The 18,275-nt window shown below is 43.4% G+C and carries 15 protein-coding genes; 4 read left to right on the top strand and 11 right to left on the bottom strand.

Annotated features, from left to right (window positions below):
• Positions 1 to 190 precede the first annotated feature (190 nt).
• From ACFS6H_RS07220 to rsfS, 3 genes are all read right to left on the bottom strand, one after another.
• Entirely contained in the window at positions 191 to 2,095 is a 1,905-nt protein-coding gene (locus ACFS6H_RS07220) for a T9SS type A sorting domain-containing protein (protein WP_386096725.1), read from the bottom strand.
• A gap of 463 nt (positions 2,096 to 2,558) precedes the next feature.
• Complete coding sequence (ftsH, locus tag ACFS6H_RS07215) at positions 2,559 to 4,640, bottom strand: ATP-dependent zinc metalloprotease FtsH (protein ID WP_386096723.1); 2,082 nt, start codon at positions 4,638 to 4,640, stop codon at positions 2,559 to 2,561.
• Positions 4,641 to 4,742: 102 nt separating this feature from the next.
• Complete coding sequence (gene rsfS / locus ACFS6H_RS07210; protein ID WP_386096720.1) at positions 4,743 to 5,150, bottom strand: ribosome silencing factor; 408 nt, start codon at positions 5,148 to 5,150, stop codon at positions 4,743 to 4,745.
• Positions 5,151 to 5,277: 127 nt separating this feature from the next.
• Here rsfS and ACFS6H_RS07205 point away from each other — a divergent pair, with 127 nt between their 5' ends.
• Positions 5,278 to 6,069, top strand: a complete 792-nt coding sequence (locus tag ACFS6H_RS07205; RefSeq protein ID WP_386096718.1) for a biotin--[acetyl-CoA-carboxylase] ligase — start codon at positions 5,278 to 5,280, stop codon at positions 6,067 to 6,069.
• Here ACFS6H_RS07205 and bcp read toward each other — a convergent pair.
• The 8 genes from bcp to ACFS6H_RS07165 form a co-directional block, all read right to left on the bottom strand.
• Positions 6,066 to 6,533, bottom strand: a complete 468-nt coding sequence (bcp, locus tag ACFS6H_RS07200; protein ID WP_386096716.1) for a thioredoxin-dependent thiol peroxidase — start codon at positions 6,531 to 6,533, stop codon at positions 6,066 to 6,068. The two genes, ACFS6H_RS07205 and bcp, sit on opposite strands and share 4 nt — an antisense overlap.
• A gap of 22 nt (positions 6,534 to 6,555) precedes the next feature.
• On the bottom strand, positions 6,556 to 8,379 hold the full coding sequence (locus ACFS6H_RS07195) for a peptidoglycan DD-metalloendopeptidase family protein (protein WP_386096714.1): 1,824 nt from the start codon (positions 8,377 to 8,379) through the stop codon (positions 6,556 to 6,558).
• Between the two features lie 213 nt (positions 8,380 to 8,592).
• The gene (gene gldA / locus ACFS6H_RS07190) at positions 8,593 to 9,513 is read right to left on the bottom strand and encodes a gliding motility-associated ABC transporter ATP-binding subunit GldA (protein ID WP_386096712.1); all 921 of its coding nucleotides are present in this window, start codon (positions 9,511 to 9,513) and stop codon (positions 8,593 to 8,595) included.
• 64 nt (positions 9,514 to 9,577) lie between these two features.
• A complete protein-coding gene (locus ACFS6H_RS07185) occupies positions 9,578 to 10,216 on the bottom strand; it encodes a carbonic anhydrase (protein WP_386096710.1) in 639 nt (212 codons plus the stop codon).
• Between the two features lie 42 nt (positions 10,217 to 10,258).
• Positions 10,259 to 11,872: a SulP family inorganic anion transporter gene (locus ACFS6H_RS07180; RefSeq protein ID WP_386096708.1), complete on the bottom strand. Its 1,614-nt coding sequence runs from the start codon at positions 11,870 to 11,872 to the stop codon at positions 10,259 to 10,261.
• A 139-nt stretch (positions 11,873 to 12,011) separates the two neighbouring features.
• Positions 12,012 to 12,344, bottom strand: coding sequence for a hypothetical protein (locus tag ACFS6H_RS07175; RefSeq protein ID WP_386096706.1), 333 nt, complete (start codon positions 12,342 to 12,344; stop codon positions 12,012 to 12,014).
• Positions 12,345 to 12,492: 148 nt separating this feature from the next.
• Positions 12,493 to 12,741 (bottom strand): DUF6814 family protein, encoded by a 249-nt coding sequence (locus ACFS6H_RS07170; protein ID WP_386096704.1) that lies wholly within the window; start codon positions 12,739 to 12,741, stop codon positions 12,493 to 12,495.
• Between the two features lie 114 nt (positions 12,742 to 12,855).
• Positions 12,856 to 14,388, bottom strand: coding sequence for an MFS transporter (locus tag ACFS6H_RS07165; RefSeq protein WP_386096702.1), 1,533 nt, complete (start codon positions 14,386 to 14,388; stop codon positions 12,856 to 12,858).
• A gap of 86 nt (positions 14,389 to 14,474) precedes the next feature.
• Here ACFS6H_RS07165 and acs point away from each other — a divergent pair, with 86 nt between their 5' ends.
• The 3 genes from acs (at position 14,475) to ACFS6H_RS07150 (ending at position 18,203) form a co-directional block, all read left to right on the top strand.
• Positions 14,475 to 16,415, top strand: coding sequence for an acetate--CoA ligase (gene acs, locus ACFS6H_RS07160; protein ID WP_386096700.1), 1,941 nt, complete (start codon positions 14,475 to 14,477; stop codon positions 16,413 to 16,415).
• 185 nt (positions 16,416 to 16,600) lie between these two features.
• Positions 16,601 to 16,948, top strand: coding sequence for a YciI family protein (locus ACFS6H_RS07155; RefSeq protein ID WP_386096698.1), 348 nt, complete (start codon positions 16,601 to 16,603; stop codon positions 16,946 to 16,948).
• The gene (locus ACFS6H_RS07150; RefSeq protein WP_386096696.1) at positions 16,932 to 18,203 is read left to right on the top strand and encodes an RNA polymerase sigma factor; all 1,272 of its coding nucleotides are present in this window, start codon (positions 16,932 to 16,934) and stop codon (positions 18,201 to 18,203) included. The genes ACFS6H_RS07155 and ACFS6H_RS07150 overlap by 17 nt, the downstream gene beginning before the upstream one ends.
• Positions 18,204 to 18,275 lie beyond the last annotated feature (72 nt).

Raw genomic sequence — 18,275 nt, 5'->3', positions numbered from 1 at the left:
ATAACACTTATACCAGTGTGGCAACCAAATATAACCCGGCTTGCTCACAGAAAGCATGCACATTCGTTTGCATGAAATTTTAAACCCGATATCAAACGATTGTTTTTTATATCCGCCCTCTGGGCAGCATAAAAAAGGGGCGGCATATTGTACGCCACCCCTTTACGGTAATGATAGAACAGGATCTTGTTTACTGCTTCATCACTTTCTCTATTATCTTTACTTCGTCTGAAATAAACTCAACAACATATAAGCCCTTTTGTAGTTTGTCCAGCCCGGGTAATACCACAATATTTTCGCCGCGCTGTAACAGTATTTTTTTACTCACCAGTACCTGGCCGGTAATATTGGTTAAACGTATAGTGCCAGACTGTTCCCTGTTGTTATTCAGCGTTAGTTTAATATCCGTTGTAAAAGGATTGGGATATACACTGATGGTTGCGGGATTATTGTTGTCTCCACGCAGGGAAATAATTTTGCTGAAATTGCCCCTGCCATCAAAGTCTATATCTTTTAACCGGTAGTAAATAATACCCTCCAGGCCGGTAATATCATCTGCAAACTGGTAAGTATTGGTTAAACCCGTAGTGCCATTACCTGCTACAATGCCTACCTGCTCAAAATCAACGCCATTCAGACTCCTGTATACTTCAAAATACGCATTTTCTTTTTCGTTGAAAGTTGTCCATTTTAATAATGCCTGGTTATTATTCTGCTTCGTTACCGTAAAACTGCCCAGGGTTACCGGCAGTGTAGCTTCATCCGGCCCTTTCAGGTAAATTTCCCTGGATATGATACGGCAGCCGGCTTCGCCGATATTACCGCTGCTAGCCACAAGAATACGGTACCAGCCGGTATCGGCTTTGGCGAAATTTGTAATATTATAGGTTGCATTGGTTTGGCCATCTACATTTACCCAGGCATTACCGGTAAACTTGTTTTTACGCTGCCATTGGTATACAGGGGACGCCAAGCTATAAGTACTGCCATCATCCAATCTAACGGATTGGGTAGTGGCCTCAATAGCAAAGCTGGAGCCATAAAGACGTTCATACACTGTAGCTCCGGAACCAGATCCGCTTCCGCCGGTAACATTCAGGGATATCGACTGACCATAGGGCGTTAATTGAATATCATCCAGGCCAAAATCATTTCCGCAACCACCCTGATTGCTGGTCATGTTTACACGCAAACGGCTTACCCCGGCAGGTATTTTAACCGTAGCACTGTAACGCTTCCAGGCATCGCTTTCCCGATCTGTTTGCATAGGGATTGGTCCTGTAGATTTGGAAGAGATAAGAACGCCATTATCGGCATTGTAAAAATTAAAATTAATAACAGGCAATATATAACCACCTACGCTGTTGCAGTTAGTGGTTCCTTCCTTGTTTAAATTAGCTACCCATACCGAAAACTCGTATGCGGCACCATCACAGGCATTGGTGATGGTTTGTTCATAATAAGTACCGGATGTATTAGCGTTTGCATTTACAATTAAAAACCTGTCGCTGCCATTGCCAGTGGTATGATCATTGGCATTGATCCAGGCATTGTCAAAACAGGTGTTGTAAGTTTGCGGCAGGATAGAATAGAATCCATTGTTAGGGCAGGCAGTGCCATCATGTTGGTAATTAAGACCGGTTGTTCCCGAACTGCCAATAGAGGTTAAATAACTGCTTAATGTTTGTGAGCTAGTGCCTGTACCAAAATCAATATCAAATGCCGGTGTACCTCGACTGCCTGTTACATATAAATACACGAATCTGTGATTACGAGACACACCCTGAGCGATACCCGAAAATTTCAGTTTATAGGTCCCGGTTACCAGGCCACTGATGGTGGGGTTTAGGGTATTATAGATAATCGGGCCTCCATTAGAAAAAGTCGGTTTTTTAGTCACATCTGGCCATCCTGGCCATGTTTCTACACTCCATTCATAACCGGATCCACTACCGGTGATGGTACCCTGTAAAGACGTAGCATTACCGGTTACCAGTTGATTTTTTCCTGCGCTGACAATGGTTTGCGCTTTTGACAGGGTACCCGATAAAATGGTACATCCAATAAAAAGAAAATAAAGTAGATGTTTTTGCATACTAACTGTTTTAATAATAAGAAATAGATGATCAGTTACATTTAGCGGTTTAACAGGAGGAATTAAGACTTTAATAAGCAGTGTTTTTAACAGGGCCCTGGCCCTATCGCATCATTTGTTCCGGTACAAACAATAACCAGCCTTGTCACTTTCTTACGAAATGACACAGCCTAAAAAATATTGGATAAATTGAAATTTTGCCAGATAAAGGCACCAGGTTAGAACACAGATTGAATTAAACAGCAGGTATAAATCCTGTAGTTTTATTCAGTTGTAAAAGTATATTCACTTAGGGAATATACAAGAGGATATGAAACATATATCTTTCCGATATTCGTATCATACTCATTAGCAGTTGTTCCCGATTTTTTTGGGGCAGCTGCTTTTTTTCTCTGGCATTCGTATAAAAAAAAGTCCGCAACTGATTGTCGCGGACTTATGATAAAAATATAGTATGTATCTATTACAGGGAATGATTGGTTACATCACTGTCATAAGGAGGAACACCCGCAGATATTTCGCCCTGGTCAGCACTGATGCTGTCAGTGCTTTCGGTTAAAGGTTTCTTTTCCTCGAACGGACGCTTACCGATCAGTGCCTCTACATCACTCTGGAACAGTACTTCTTTTTCAAGTAATGCTTCCGCCAGTTTCTCCACCTGCTGGCGTTTTTCGCTTAACAGGTTCTTGGTGCGTACATAAGAATCATCGATCAGTTTCCTTACTTCCTCATCAATCAGTTTCGATGTTTCTTCCGAGTAAGGTTTGGTGAAAGTTGTTTCCTGCTGCGGATCATAAAAACTTACATTACCTACTTTTTCATTCATACCATATACACTTACCATGGCATAAGCGGTACGGGTAATTTGCTGTAAGTCGTTTTGTGCACCGGTTGAAATTTTGTTGAAGAAGATCTCTTCGCTCGCACGACCACCCAGGGTCATACATATCTGGTCAACCAGTTGATCGGTATTATACAGGTATTGCTCTTTCGGCGTGTATTGTGCATATCCTAAAGCAGCGGTACCACGCGGTACAATGGTTACTTTTAATAACGGATAAGCATGTTCTAAATACCAGCCGCAGATAGCGTGACCAGCCTCGTGGTAAGCAATGATCTTTTTCTCTTCCGGAGAAATGATCTTGTTCTTTTTCTCCAAACCACCGATCACCCTGTCCACCGCATCCTGGAAATCCTGCATTTCTACCGCATCCTTTCCTTTACGGGCAGCAATCAGGGCCGCTTCATTACACACGTTGGCAATATCGGCACCGGCAAATCCCGGGGTTTGTTCGGCCAGTTTATGAATATCTAATTTTTCTGAAATTTTAATCGGCTTCAGGTGCACTTTAAAAATATCCTCACGGCCTTTCAGATCGGGCTTATCAATGGTGATCTGCCTGTCAAAACGACCCGGACGTAATAAAGCGCTATCCAGTACATCGGGACGGTTGGTAGCGGCCAGTACGATAATGCCTGTATCGGTACCAAATCCATCCATCTCCACCAGCATCTGGTTCAGGGTGCTTTCCCTTTCGTCATTGCTCATCATGGAGTTTTTACCACGGGCACGGCCTATCGCATCAATCTCATCGATAAAGATGATACAAGGCGCTTTTTCACGGGCCTGTTTAAACAGGTCACGTACACGGCTGGCACCCACCCCTACAAACATTTCCACGAAATCGGAACCACTCAGGCTGAAGAAAGGTACCTGGGCTTCACCCGCCATGGCTTTTGCCAGTAAGGTTTTACCGGTACCAGGAGGGCCTACCAATAAAGCACCTTTGGGTATTTTACCACCTAAGGATGTATATTTTTTAGGATTCCGTAAAAAGTCTACTATCTCCATTACCTCTACTTTCGCCTCATCCAGGCCGGCAACATCGGTAAAAGTGATATTTACTTTTGTTCCTTTATCAAATAAAGTAGCTTTTGATTTACCAATATTGAAGATACCACCGGGGCCGGCTCCACCGCCGCCACCGCCGCTCATTTTACGCATCATCAATATCCACAAACCCACAAAAAACAGGATAGGTAATAAGAAGGATAATGATTTGCCAAACCAGTCACTGTCATTATCTACGGTATAAGATACCTGCGTTAAGCCGGGATTTTCTTTATAAAATTCACCCAGGTCTTTTTGAAAAGCTTCCCCGCCGGTGATCTTAAAAGAAAAATGAGGTCCCTGTTTATTGGTTTCGCCGGTAAAAGATTTGGGTAACTCATCTTTATAATGAACCAGGCTGGTATCCTTCAGCGTTACCCGAACCGTATTGCGGTTGTTAATGATGGTATAATCCTTCACCTGCCCTTTTAACAGCATTTGTTTAAATTCCAGTGGTGTGGTTTTGCCACCTTCACTTGAAAAAGGATTAAACAGTTGCACGCCAATTAATACGGCAAATAAAATGATCCAGACCCAGTACATATTGAACTTTGGACCTTTCTTCGGATTTTGACCGTCTTCTACCGGGCGGTTATTAAATAACGGCGGTCGGTTCGGTTTGTCTCTTTTGTTATTTGATGGTTCTGTCGACATAATTTTTTCTAAACGGTTATTGCATAATAAGGATTATTGGCCCTTTATGTTCAGTTATTCTAAAAATTAACAATTCACAGGGATTGCAGGGTACGGGATCAATTATTGCTCTTTGTGCTCTTCGGCAGGTGCATCGGACCACATTTCCTCCAGGCCATAAAACTTGCGGCTTTCGGGGTGCATTACATGCACTACAATGTTCACATAGTCTATTAACAACCACTGCCCGCCCTGGGAGCCTTCATGATGGTACGGTGTTTCCTGGCACTTCTCCTTTACACTGGAAAATATATTATCTCCAATAGCACGTAATTGCGGGATACTATCGGCCTCACAGATCACAAAAAAATCGGCAACGGCCTCATTTACCTTTCTCAGGTCAAGAGAAATGATATTTCTCCCCTTTTTTTCATGCATTGCGGCAATGATGGTCTTGAAGATCTTCGAGTTTTTTGTCAAGCGGGTCACTGCACTTTTCTGACGCTTATTCAACATTTCTAATTGTTCCAATAGAAAAGAAAGTTTTATTAATGAATACTTTATTTGTTTACCGGCCCGCCTACATTGTAATAATGTTTTTTATTAAGGTAGGTTTTAGCTGTAAAGTTTAGCTACTTTTGGTCAAAAATAGCAATAATTGTCACAACTTTTCAGGAATACAGATTTGAATCCCATCTTAATTGAGTTGCAGACAATTGACAGTACCAATAATTATGCCTTGCAACTGATTCATGCGGGTTTGGCACAGTCCGGAACCGGTATTTTCACCCATGAGCAAACCGCCGGCAAGGGCCAGCGTAACAAAACCTGGCATTCATCCGCCGGAGTGAATATTTTACTCAGCACCATTTATGCCCCCAAAGCATTGCCAGTACTGCATCAGGTACGTATTAACCAGGCGGTGGCCATTGCCGTTCATCAATTTTTTAGCCAATACGCCGGCGATGATGTACGTATAAAATGGCCGAATGACCTTTATTGGCAGGACAGAAAGGCAGGCGGAATATTGATCGAGAACATCATCGGCAGGCCTGATTCAATGCCCGGATCCGGTACACCCGTTGTAAAATGGTGCGTTATCGGCACAGGTATCAATATTAACCAAACGGCATTTGCCCCGGCCGCAACCCGGCCCGTTTCCCTGAAACAGATCACCGGCAAAACCTTTGATATCAAAACACTGGTACAGGAACTCACCGGGCTGATCATTACCCAGTGCGAAAAAATCAGCACCCGCTCCAATGCAGACCAGTTAGCGGCCTACAACCGTATTTTGTATAAGTACAACCAGGAAATGCAGTTCCGCCGTAATAACCAGGTTTTTACGGCGCTGGTCAAGGGTGTGGATGAGTATGGACAACTGATCCTTCACCACAACGGCGCCGACGAGCCGGTACAACATGGCGAAGTAGAATGGATCATTGATTAAAGTCCTGCATCTGCCAGTATCTCCTCCGCATGTGCTTTGTTTTTTGGGCGCAGGTATATTTTACTGATGATCCCTTTTTCATTGATAACAAAAGTGGTACGATGTAAGCCCATGTAATGACGGCCGTATAATTGTTTTGGGCCCCATACACCGTACTTTTCAATCAGGGCATGTTTGGTATCGGCAATTAAAGGAAAAGGTAAACTGTTACGGGTAGCAAACTTTGTATGCGATTCGGCATCATCAGGACTCACCCCTATCACCACGTAACCGTTTTTCTGTAACAGGGCATAATTGTCACGCAGGTTACAGGATTGCACGGTACAGGTGGGCGTCATATCCTGCGGGTAGAAATACAATACTACTTTTTTACCTTTCAGTGCCGACAAGGTTATTTTATTGCCATTCTGGTCTAAGCCCGTAAATGCCGGTGCTTTATCTCCCGGCTGTAAATGTGTTGCCATGATCGTATCAGTACTTTATAAATTATTTCTTTTTCTTTTTTGCCGGTGTTGTTTTTTTAGTGGCTACCGGTTTCTTTTTGGCAGGTGCTTTTTTCACTGCCTTCTTCTTCACGGGTGGTGTATACTCATTACGTTTAAACCACCACTCCCTGGTAGTGGTATTCCCCACCAGGTCGGTAACTATTACTTTTAAATGATAAGTACCATACTCAAAATCGGCGGGGAAACTATAAATCCAGCTACGGCCTTTGTCATTGGTAAACCGTAACCATTTTCCGTTTAATTCGGCCCTGAAACTTTGCACCCCAAAATTATCGCCGGGTGTAAATATAATATTACGGGCAGCGCTCAGGTTCACGGTATCGCCCTTACCCAGTTCATTAACAGTGGGAGGCGTTACATCCGTAAATGCCTGGAAAGAACCGAAGTCGGGCATCTGTGCCGTGATCCAGTCGCCCTGCCAGCTGGCTTTTCTAACATTACCACCACCCCCTGTACGACGCATCACTACTTTATCACGCAGGTATGGCGGCACCGTTTTATCAGGTTTAATACGCACGGTAAATTGTCCTTCCACCGGTACCGATGGATTATGCAACTGGTGTAAAGCAGTAACCGCATTTGCGGCAGCAGACGGGGTACGGATATAGTTAGGCCGCACCGTATCGTATAAACAATAATCGGGGAAATACACCTCGAAATCCGGTTTCTCCAATACATTCACATACCTGGGCGTAAACAAATCGGGTAAAGCGCTGCCATAGTTTTTCTGTGCCGCCAGCTTTTCGTCATACTGCAAACTAAAGTTCAGCATCACCTTGTTTTTATACGCATCTTCCAGCTCTATACGTATACTGCGGGGCACGGTATCTGTTAATACAATTTCGCCCGTACCACCGGCTTTATGGTATACGCCGCTGATATCACCCGGCATCACCGCCACATGCTGCAGGTAAGCTCCTCCGTTATGTTTATACCGGTAATCAATATGAGCATTCATATACCTGGTGGCATTGTAATCAATACTGTCAATATAAAAAGCTACCTGCAAACGGTTATCCAGAAATAACCTCGCTGCGTAAATACCATCCTGGTTATTGGAGCCGCTGATGCGGTCAAAAGCCTGGATACCAAAGCTCACTTTATTACTGCCGGTTTTTATAACACTGTTCTTTGGAACAATATACCCGCTATCCGTAAGTTTTACGGCAAATAATTCAGGCGATTGCTCATATACCGATTTATTACGGTCATACATGGCCAGGCGCTGTAAGGTAGGCGCTACCGCATCGGGTAAAGGCATGCCGAACAACAGGGGGTTTAACCTTTTACCGGTACTTGTCTCAAAAATCTCAAAATGCACATGAGGGCCCTGCGAGCCGCCGGTAGTGCCACTGTATGCAATGAAGTCACCTTTTTTTACCGGGAATTTATTGGCGGGTATGGTCAGTTCCACTGCCCAGGATTCCTGCGCATACTGCTGTTGGGTAGCATAGGCTTCCAGTACACTGTTAAAATCATTTAAGTGTGCGTATAAGGTAGAAAGACCATTGGGATGATTGATAATGATAAAACGGCCAAAACTCAGGGGGCGGATGCCGATGAAAGCTACATAACCGTCAGCTGCCGCGTATACCGACTGGTTCACCACCTGGTTGGTGCGCATATCCAGTCCCATATGCCAGTGGTTTGGTCTCAGTTCACCCATATTGGCCACAATTTCGGGGGCCAGGTTCAGGGGCCACCTGAAATATCCCTGCGGGTAAACCGGGCGTTTATATTCCTGCGCCTGTACATTAACACATAACAATATCAAAATAAATCCATGCAGCCATCTCTTCATCATGGGTCAAAAATAACAAACATGAGTTTAATGAAATGCAAAGATTGAATGCATGTGATGATTTGATGATTGGGAAATTGGTAATGAGATTTTTACATGGTGCAGGAAAGTTACAAATTGCCCGATAGCATTACCGGACGTAGCAGTGAGTGACACAACCAAACTTTCCTATAGGAACTATGAGGCATAGTGGTACCGTAGCTGGTCTGTAAAAAATTAAACCGCGTTGTTATTACCGGTCAGTTGCCGGAACACATTCTCCAGGCTTTGATTACCAGTTTGTAAGGATAAAATATCGAGACTGTTATCAATGGCTAATTGCAGTACCTGTTTTTTCACCGTTTCGGCATTGCTGCATAAAAGCTGGTACACATTTCCCTGTACCACCAGGGCTTCATCCACCCCGGTCAGTTGTTGTAAAGTGGTAATATCCACAGGCTGTTTAAACTGTACCAATACTGCCTGGTGTTTATTATCCGTTTGCTGAAGGTTGGCAATTTTATCGTCTGCTACCAGGTTACCTTTATTAATGATCACTACACGGTCGCAGATAGCTTCCACTTCCTGCAGAATATGGGAAGAGAATAAAACGGTTTTGTTCTGCCCCTGCTGTTTGATCACCTCACGTATCTCTATGATCTGGTTAGGGTCCAGTCCGCTGGTAGGCTCATCCAGTATCAATACTTCCGGGTCATGTATTAAAGCTGCGGCCAGACCTACACGCTGCTTATATCCTTTGGACAGTTGTCCAACTTTTTTATGTTGTTCGGGAGTAAGCCCAACAAGCTGTATAACTTTGGCTACCTGCTCTTTTATATTTTTTACCTCATGTGTTTCGGCAATAAAAGCCAGGTATTCTTTAATATACATGTCATAATACAGCGCATTGGATTCGGGCAGGTACCCGATCTTTTTTTTGGCAGCCAGCGGATCAATGGCCACATCAATACCGCAAACAAGCGCTGTGCCCTTTGTTGCCTGCAGGTAACCGGTCAGTATTTTCATAGTGGTTGATTTACCGGCACCATTCGGCCCCAGGAAACCAACGATCTCTCCTTTACCTACCTGGAAGCTGATATTGTTAACAGCTTTTTGCTGGCCATACTCTTTAACTAACGCATTTACCTGTATTGACATACAACAAACCTACAAAAAAACGGTTGGCAAATGCCAACCGCTATAAAAAATTGCTTTAAAATGTTTAGCCGAAGTTTTCCAACTGATAGGTTTCATCAATAGGTGTGCCGGCGGGCATTTCAAAAACTGGTTTAATGATACCATCAGTTAAGCCGTATACCCAGCCATGCAGGTGCGGACCATCACCATTGGCCCAGGTACGCTGGATAATAGAGGTTTTAGCCAGGTTAAATACCTGTTCTCTTACATTTAACTCCACTAACCTGTCAGCCCGCTGGTCTTCATTTTCAATAGCATCCAGCTCCGATTTATGTAAACGGTAAACGTCTTTAATATTACGCAGCCACATGTTCAGTACAGGGCGGAAGTCCTGTTTGGTCATAGCCGCTTTCACACCACCACAGCCGTAGTGACCACATACAATAATATGTTTCACTTTTAAATGTCCTACTGCATAAGACAGTACGCTCAGCAGGTTCACATCTGTATTTACTACCAGGTTGGCAATATTTCGGTGAACAAATATTTCACCGGGTTGTGTATTGGTTACTTCGTTGGCCGGTACGCGGCTGTCGCTGCACCCGATCCATAAAAACTCGGGGGTTTGCAATTTAGCCAGGCGTTTAAAAAAATCAGGGTCATCAAATACTTTTTCTTTGGCCCATGACTTGTTTTCTAATAATAACTTTTCGTACGACTGCATTTTTAATAAGTTTTATCGAATTAATAAATGAATACTATTGCATTAACTTTTGGCATGTTCAATGCCTTTGGAGTGACTACGGATCAGCGGAGCCCCATTACTGGTCAGCTTCTCATCAAAACCCTGGTCCACCATATTACTCTTGATAAGTTCAACGGTTATATTCTTTAAAGGAGCTGAGATCATAAAGTCCTCGATGGTTTCAATCACGTCCCTGTCAATATAATCGGCCCTGAAGGCATCAATTACCACATTGGCGCCCGGAGGAACCTGCTCCAGTTTCTTTTTGATAATGGCTTTATTTAAGAAAGAAACGTCCTTGCGTAAACGGATCAGGTACCTGTCATCATCGTTTACCACGAATACGGCTTTGCGGAAATTACTGCGGAAAGCAAAGAACAGGCCCACACCAATACCGATGATCACACCTTTCAGCAGGTCGGTAGCCAGGATAGCTATGATGGTGATCACAAAAGGTAAGAACTGGTCCCAGCCTTTTTTGTAGAAGGATACAAATAAAACGGGTTTAGCCAGTTTATAACCGGTAAATATCAGGATAGCGGCCAGTGCGGCATTGGGTATCAGGTTTAAGATACCGGGAATAAATGCCACACAAAGCAGCAATAACAAACCGTGCATGATGGTAGATGCCTTGGTTTTAGCACCGGAGTTTACATTTGCGGAGGAACGCACAATTACACTGGTAACGGGTAAACCACCAAACATACCCGATACAATATTACCCACACCCTGCGCTTTTAATTCACGGTTGGTAGGTGTTACCCTTTGGTAAGGGTCAAGGTCATCAACGGCCTCAATACTTAATAAACTTTCCAGGCTGGCTACCAGGGCCAGGGTTACCGCTGTTACCAATACATCCTTATTCAAAATAAAAGACCAGTCAGGCATGGTAAATAAGCTGAAAAATTCGCTGGGCGATGAAGCTACTGCCAGGTTTACCAGGTGATTACCGCTTAAAGCCTGCTCAGGACTGGCCTGTGTAAAAAAGTAGTTACCGCTGATGGCAATGATCACTACCAATAAGGGAGCAGGTACCAGGCGGATAAATCCTTTTTTACCGGCAATGATCTTCTCCCAGATAAAACTAAAGGCCAGGCAAACACCCCCTATTATCAGGGCTGTGCTGTTAATATTGCCAAAGGCACTGAAAAAATTCTGGAAAATATTCCCTTTCTCCGGTATGACACCTTCATCACTCATAAAGTGTGAGTCATCGCCCAGTAAATGCGGCACCTGGTTCAATATTAATATTAAGCCAATGGCCGCCAGCATACCTTTAATCACACTGTTAGGAACATAATCGCCAATAATACCCAGTTTGGCAATACCCAGTATTAACTGTAAAACACCCGCTAATACTACTGCTACCAGGAACACTTCGTAACTGGGAACCAGGGCAATGGCTGCCGCCACAATGGCTGTTAAACCTGCGGCCGGACCACTTACGCTTAAATGCGATTTACTCATTAAACCTACCACTACACCACCGGCAATACCGGCAATGATACCGCTGAAGGGAGGGGCATTAGATGCCAGTGCAACACCTAAACACAGCGGCAAAGCCACAAGAAATACTACAATGGAAGCTGGTATGTCGCTGCCAAGGCTTTTAAAATAATTTGCACGAGTTGACATAAAAAGATTGTCTTTTACTACTTTGAATAATTGTGTGATCTATACCTGTTGTCATAAACATATTACAACAGTTTACTACCATTACGCGAACGGGAATAACCAATAAAAAGAAATGAGAAAAAATAAAGCCAATTACCGGTTAGGCATTGGGCGGAGGGCATAACAATTCACCATGAAAAGCGGTATAAGTGCCTTCGTGATAGTGTAGTTCCAGTAACTGAACCTGTCCCATTACAGGAGCTGCATTGTCAAAACTGGTGTGGTGAATGTATTCTTCAGTGAGTGTATTGATACCACCGCAGGTTTTTTCCTCGGTAGTATTGGCAAAAGGATTGGCGTTGTTCTTTTCAACCTCAAACTTGCCATTTAATTCATTAGCGGCTTTAAGCTTTGTTTCATACACATAAGGCAAACTAACGGTCAGCCATACCAATGCAAAAAGCATCAGTAAGGTTGCAATATATTGCCTCAAAGTGTATTTGTTTTTGGTAAAGCTCATAGCTCGTGTGCGCAAATGTAAAAAATAACAGGCAGAGCAGCAATTTGTTTACAAAACTTTTACATTTTAATAATAATTATTGAATATGGTTCAAAACCAGCACATATTCACTATTTTAATACTATTTAAGTTCCTCAGAACTTTCCGGCAAATGATTATACTCGCCTTTTATGGCGTACCAGCCAAAAATAACAAAGCCGATGGCTATGGGTAAAAATATCAATAAAATAATGATCCAGATCACCGGGTCATTAATTTCCTTCTTACCGTTCAGGTCAATATTATCAATAGCTCCTTTTATCAAAAAAATGATAAATGCAGGCCCGGCCACCAGCCATAGCCACCCCAGTATTTTTTTTACACCGTTCATATAGTTAGTTATTTGTTATTCGTTAATCGTTAATCAGGTTCCAAAAGTTCAATGTTCAAGAAGTTCAAAGGTCAATATTGAATTATGAATTGCTCATTGTCACTTGTCAATTGTTCAATCGTCCACTTCTTTATCAATCTTATTCGTTAAATAAATGGTTCCGATAATTAAACATAGCGTTGCTACGCCAATCGGGTACCAGAGGCCTACCAGGTCGTTGCCAGGGAAGGTGGTGGTTAATAATAAACCAATGAAGGGCACCAGGCCGCCAAATACACCATTACCGATATGATAAGGCAGACTCATAGATGTATAACGGATCTTGGTCGGGAACATTTCTACCAGGAAAGCCGCAATAGGCCCATACACCATGGTAACATATAGTATCAATAAAAACACCAGGCCCGCAAATTTCCAGTAAGTACCCTGTGGTAAATGTTTATTACCCGTTGTTTCGGTAACATTGATAACAGTTTTATCAGCCGCAGCTATTGTTTGCTGTTTGGTAATATGATACCAGCTGCCATTTTCGAGGTGAATGATATTGGTTTGCTTTTCGGTAATATTACCATCAGGTAATACATGTTGTACAGGAGCTAAGGTTTCCGTGTTTATTATAGCATGAGTTGTCCAGTTTTTTGTATCCGTATCTTTTAAAAATTCACTGAAGATGGGCCGGTAAGTAAGTATACCTAATAACATACCCGCCAGCATGATCCATTTACGGCCTATCTTATCACTTAACCACCCAAAGAAAACAAAAAAGGGTGTGGCAAACGCAATACCCCATAACATAATGGTACGGCTTTGTTCGAATTCCAGTCCCGCCTTTGTTTCTAAAAAACTTTGCGCATAAAACTGCCCGGTATACCAGATAACTCCCTGCCCCATTACCGCACCAAACAAAGCCAGCAATACCATTTTAAAATTGGCCTTTTTACTGAAACTTTCCTTTAACGGATTTTTAGAAACATGACCGCTTGATTTAAGTTTGGCAAACAAAGGCGATTCGGACATATTCATACGTATATACACCGATACACCTACCAGTATAATAGAGGTCCAGAAGGGATAACGCCAGCCGCCCCACTCAGCATTAAAAGCAGCTTCGCTCATGTTCAGTTTTACCAGCATAATAACGCCCAGGGCTACAAACAAACCCAGTGTGGCCGTGGTCTGTATCCAGCTGGTATAATAGCCCCGCCTGCTGGCCGGTGCATGTTCGGCTACATAAGTGGCTGCGCCGCCATATTCACCGCCAAGAGCAAGTCCCTGTAATAACCTTAATAATAATACTAATATAGGAGCAGCAATGCCAATGGTTTTATAACCCGGCACCAGTCCAATTAAAAAAGTAGCACCGCCCATCAATGCCAGCGTGAGTAAAAAAGTATATTTACGGCCGATCAGGTCACCCAGGCGGCCAAACACCAATGCGCCAAAAGGCCGTACAATAAAACCCGCTGCAAAAATGGCCAGCGTACTTAACAAAGCCGCTGTACTGTTGCCCTCGGGAAAAAATTGTGTGCTGATCGTTTTGGCAAGCATACCAAAAATGTAAAAGTCATACCATTCAATCATGGTCCCCACCGATGAGGCGGATATCACTTTCCAAATGCCGGTAGCAGAATCGTCATTTTTTTTCATGCCTTTAAAATACAAATTAGATTTAATCTGTTGCTAAAAAATTTTGAATTCGTACATTTAAGGCTCACAAAAAATCAATGGTTGTCATGTCATACCCCTATCAAATAAAATCGTACGACGAATACAAAGAAGCATACCAGAAGAGTATTGACGATCCGGAAGCCTTTTGGGGCGATATTGCTGAACATTTTCGGTGGCATAAGAAATGGGACAAAGTATTAAACTGGAACTTTAAAGAACCTAAGATCGAGTGGTTTGCCGGTGGTAAATTAAATATTACCGAGAACTGCCTTGACCGTCACCTGGAAAAACTGGCTGATAAACCTGCCATTATCTGGGAGCCTAATAACCCGGAAGAACGCACCCGCATTGTAACTTACGAACGTTTACACAAACGTGTGTGCCAGTTTGCACAGGTATTAAAAAATAACGGCGTAAAAAAAGGTGACCGTGTATGTATTTATATGGGCATGGTGCCCGAGCTGGCCTATGCTACTTTAGCCTGTGCCCGTATCGGTGCCATACATAGTGTCATATTCGGTGGTTTTTCCGCCCAGAGTATTGCAGACAGGCTGGAGGATGCGCAGGCCGAATTTATTGTTACCTGCGATGGTGCATACCGTGGTGGTAAAGACATTCCTTTGAAAAGCGTAATTGATGATGCCCTGATCGGTAATAAAACCGTGAAGCGTGTGATTGTATATACCCGTACCCGTACACCGGTATCCATGATCAAAGGGCGTGATGTATGGTGGGAAGACGAAATGCAGGCCGTAACTGAAGGTGCGGAAGCCCTCAAAAGCGATGGCTTTGGTGAAGTGGAGGTGATGGATGCGGAAGATCCCCTGTTCATTTTATATACATCGGGCAGTACCGGCAAACCCAAGGGGGTGGTACATACCGTTGGCGGATATATGGTATGGACCAATTACAGTTTTGTGAATGTATTTAATTACCAACCGGGACAAATACATTTCTGTACCGCCGACATTGGCTGGATCACCGGCCATAGCTATATTATTTACGGCCCATTAAGTGCAGGTGCTACCAGTGTGATGTTTGAAGGTGTGCCCACCTGGCCCGATGCAGGACGTTTCTGGGATATTATTGATAAATACAAGATCGATATTTTATACACGGCGCCAACCGCCATCCGCAGTTTAATGGGCTTTGGCTTAGATCCTTTAAAAGGAAAAGATCTTTCATCCTTAAAAGTATTAGGCACCGTAGGTGAGCCTATTAATGAAGAAGCCTGGCATTGGTATGATGAACATATTGGTAAAAAGAAATGCCCCATTGTAGATACCTGGTGGCAGACAGAAACCGGCGGTGTGCTCATCAGCAACCTGGCAGGGGTTACACCGGCCAAACCATCATGGGCCACTTTACCTTTACCGGGTGTACAACCCATACTGGTTGACGAGAACGGAAAAGAAGTGACCGAAAAAGATGAGGAAGGTAATTACAAAGGCAATCTCTGTATTAAAGCGCCATGGCCCGGTATACTGCGCACTACTTATGGTGACCATGAACGTTGCCGCACCAATTATTTTGCTACTTACGAAAATTTATACTTTACCGGTGACGGGGCTTTAAAAAATGATGATGGTTTTTATCGCATCACCGGCCGTGTGGATGATGTACTGAATGTAAGTGGCCACCGTATTGGTACCGCCGAGGTCGAAAATGCGATCAATATGCACGCAGGTGTAGTAGAAAGCGCTGTAGTAGGCTACCCGCACGATATTAAAGGCCAGGGTATTTATGCCTATGTTATTTTTAACGGCCGCCACTTTGATGATGAACTGACCCGTAAAGATATACTGGCTACTGTATCACGTATTATTGGCCCTATTGCCAAGCCGGATAAAATACAATTTGTAAGCGGCCTGCCTAAAACACGCAGTGGCAAGATCATGCGCCGCATATTGCGTAAAGTGGCCGAAGGCGAAACAGATAAACTGGGCGATACTTCTACCCTGCTCGATCCCGGTGTAGTGGATGAGATCGTTAAAGGAAAATTATAAAATAAGGCCCCTCTGAAGAGGGGCCTTATTTTTCCATGCCATGATTCCCGTCTCACGAACCGGCTCGCGTAAGTTTTTCATGTTTCTCATAAATTAACTAATTTCCAAATTATCTCATTAAAAAATGTCCCCTGTTTATCCCTCCGGTTGTTATAAGGGCATTCATCACTATAAATTAAAAAGAAATGAACGAGTTTTTAATGCTTATTCGCGAAAATGCCGATTACGGTAGTATGACAGCAGAAGATATGCAGGCTTGTATTGAAGAGCATATTACCTGGGTAAACGGGTTAATTGAAAAAGGGCAATACAAACTGGCCAATCCGCTGGACGACAAGGGCGCTTCTATCAAAAACGGCGTAGTAACAGATGGCCCTTATATTGAAAGTAAGGAGTGTATCAGCGGCTTTTATATTTTACTCGCTAACTCACTGGAAGAAGCTGTAGGCATTGCCAAAACCTGCCCGGATGTAGCCAGGGGCAATACCATTGAAATAAGACAAATTACCGAGGTAGATGAGCACACCACCTGATCCCATCAAACAGGTTGATCATTTAACAGCACATCTTTTCCGCCACAGCGCGGGAAAGATGACTGCTGTATTGACACGCCAGTTTGGATTAACACGACTGGACATGATACTGGATGCCGTGCAGGATAGTTTTGAAATGGCATTGACCAAATGGCGTTACGGGAATATACCGCAACAGCCCGAAGCCTGGTTAATGACAGTAGCCAGGCATAAACTGATCAACCGTTTAAAACGGGAGATACGTTATAGTGATATTAATGAGGAACAGCAAGAGGTAACGGGATATAAGGTATATGATGATATTATTGTCAATGAAACACTGATTGCCGACAGCCAGCTGCAATTGTTGCTCACCTGCTGTCACCCTGCCTTCTCGCTTAAAAACCAGGTGAGCATTACCTTATATGTTCTGTGTGGGTTTGGTATTCCCGAAATAGCCAATGCCCTGCTCAGCAACAGGGAAACCATTAAAAAAGCCATCACCCGCTGTAAGGCACAGTTAAAAGAACTGGAGGTCTTATATCAACCTAAAGATAAGTCCATACTGGAACAGCATATTCATACCGTACATACCGTACTATATCTTTTATTTAATGAGGGGTATAAAACCACACGTGTTCATGCAGGTATTAACTACGATATGTGTTTTGAGGCCCTGCGCCTGGCTAAACTTTTATTACAACATCCTGTTGCATTACCACAAACACATGCTTTGCTGGCGCTCATGTTTTTTAATGCAGCAAGATTTCCCGCAAGGATAACCGATACCGGGGAGTGGCTGACACTGGAAAAACAGGACCGGAGCCTGTGGCTTCAACCTTTGATACAGGAAGGTTTTTATCATTTAGAACAGGCAACACATACCGGCGAGATAAACAGGTACCATATTGAGGCCCTTATTTCCGCTGTGCACTGCAGTAGCGCCAGTTTTTCGCAAACACCCTGGCCCAGGATACTGGACCTGTACAGGCACCTGGAAACCATTGAGCCACCCTCACCCCTGCTGCAGTTAAACAAGATCATTGCGCAGGCTTATACGGATATACAGTTGGTAGACCTGGAGGCACTCAATCAACTGGAAACGCTTTTAACAACTGATAACCGCTTTTTATATTATGCCACAAGGGCGCATGTATACCAGCAGCTAAAACATATACCGGAAGCAGTGAAAAGTTATAACAGGGCTTTGGAACTCGCAGTGTCCGCCATTGATAAACGATTCATACAAACACAGTTATCTGCCTGTAGGAATTAACATTGATATGTTCTTCCGGAAGGGTAGCATGATCATATTTCCTTACAAAAAAATAATTTGCCCATCCCTGTA

Source organism: Terrimonas rubra (assembly GCF_042686025.1).
In the GTDB taxonomy this organism is placed as follows: Bacteria; Bacteroidota; Bacteroidia; order Chitinophagales; family Chitinophagaceae; genus Terrimonas; species Terrimonas rubra.
The sequence above is the reverse complement of the archived record's forward strand: the minus strand, read 5'-3'. Positions and strand labels throughout refer to the sequence as shown.